Origin of the sequence: Micromonospora sp. NPDC049799 (genome assembly GCF_040656655.1) — a bacterium.
In the GTDB taxonomy this organism is placed as follows: Bacteria; Actinomycetota; Actinomycetes; order Mycobacteriales; family Micromonosporaceae; genus Micromonospora.
In genome coordinates this window covers 1-1,023 of record NZ_JBFAMU010000930.1, presented here as the reverse complement: position 1 = coordinate 1,023, position 1,023 = coordinate 1, and the positions used below count along the sequence as shown (strand labels likewise).

The 1,023-nt window shown below is 79.0% G+C and carries 1 protein-coding gene; it reads right to left on the bottom strand.

Translation table 11 applies throughout. The annotated features are described in order from the left end of the window. Window positions 1–1,023 (bottom strand): condensation domain-containing protein (locus tag AB0I76_RS30725; protein WP_357042857.1); only part of this gene is annotated, 1,023 nt, incomplete at both ends.

Below are 1,023 nucleotides of genomic sequence, written 5' to 3'. Positions count from 1 at the left end.
CCGGGCCAGCTCGCGAACCGCGTCGGCGGTGGCGGGGACCACGGTGGTCCGCAGCGCGGCGCCGGACCGCGGGGCCCGGCCCGGCCGCGCGGCGGACGGCGGCCGGGCCGGCCCGGCTGTGGCCGCGCGTCGGTCGAGCCGGTCCGGTGGGGCGGCGGGCAGGTCGAGCAGGTCGGGTGCGCCGCGCAGTTCGTCGAGCACGTCGGCCAGCGCCTGCCGTCCCGCCGGTCCGGCCAACCAGTCTCGCTGGGCCAGGGCGAACGCGGCCGGGCCGGCCGCCGGAGACTCCGGCACCGCTTGGCCGTCCCCCTCGATGTCGTACGCCCGGGCCAGCTCCCGCACGATCAGGCCGAACGACCAGTCGTCGCAGACGATGTGGTGCACGACCAGCAGCAGCGCCACCGCGCGGCCGGTGTCGTCCGGCACCAGGTGGGCGCGGAGCAACGGTCCGGTGGCCAGGTCCATGGGGGCCCGGGTGGCCTCGGCGGTGAGCCGGGTGAGCCGCTCGTCGAGCGGGGTGCCCTCATCGGGTGGCACGACGACCGGCGGTGGTCCGGCGGTGGGGCGGACGTGCTGCACCGGCCCGTCCGGCCCGGACGGGAACACCGTGCGCAGGGCCGGATGCCGGTCGACCACCCGACGCAGTGCCCGGGCCAGCCGGTCGGCGTCCAACGGCGCGTCGAACCGCACCGCGAAGGCCAGCAGGTACGAGGTGTCGTCCGGGGCGAGCTGGTGCAGAAACCACAGCCGTGACTGCGCGGCGGAGAGCGGCGCGGGGCCGGCGGGCACCGGACCGGCCGGCTCCCCGGCCGGCGCCGGCTCGGCGGCCAGCGCGTCGAGGTGGGTCGCCAACGCGGCCACGGTCGGGTGGGCGAAGAGGTCGCCCGGTCGGACCGGCCGCCCGGTCGCGGCGGCCAGCCGGGTGGCGCAGCGGACCGCGAGCAGGGAGTCGCCGCCGAGGGTGAGGAAGTCGCTGTCGGCGGCGGTGACCGGCACGCCGAGCACCTCGCGCCACACCGCCGC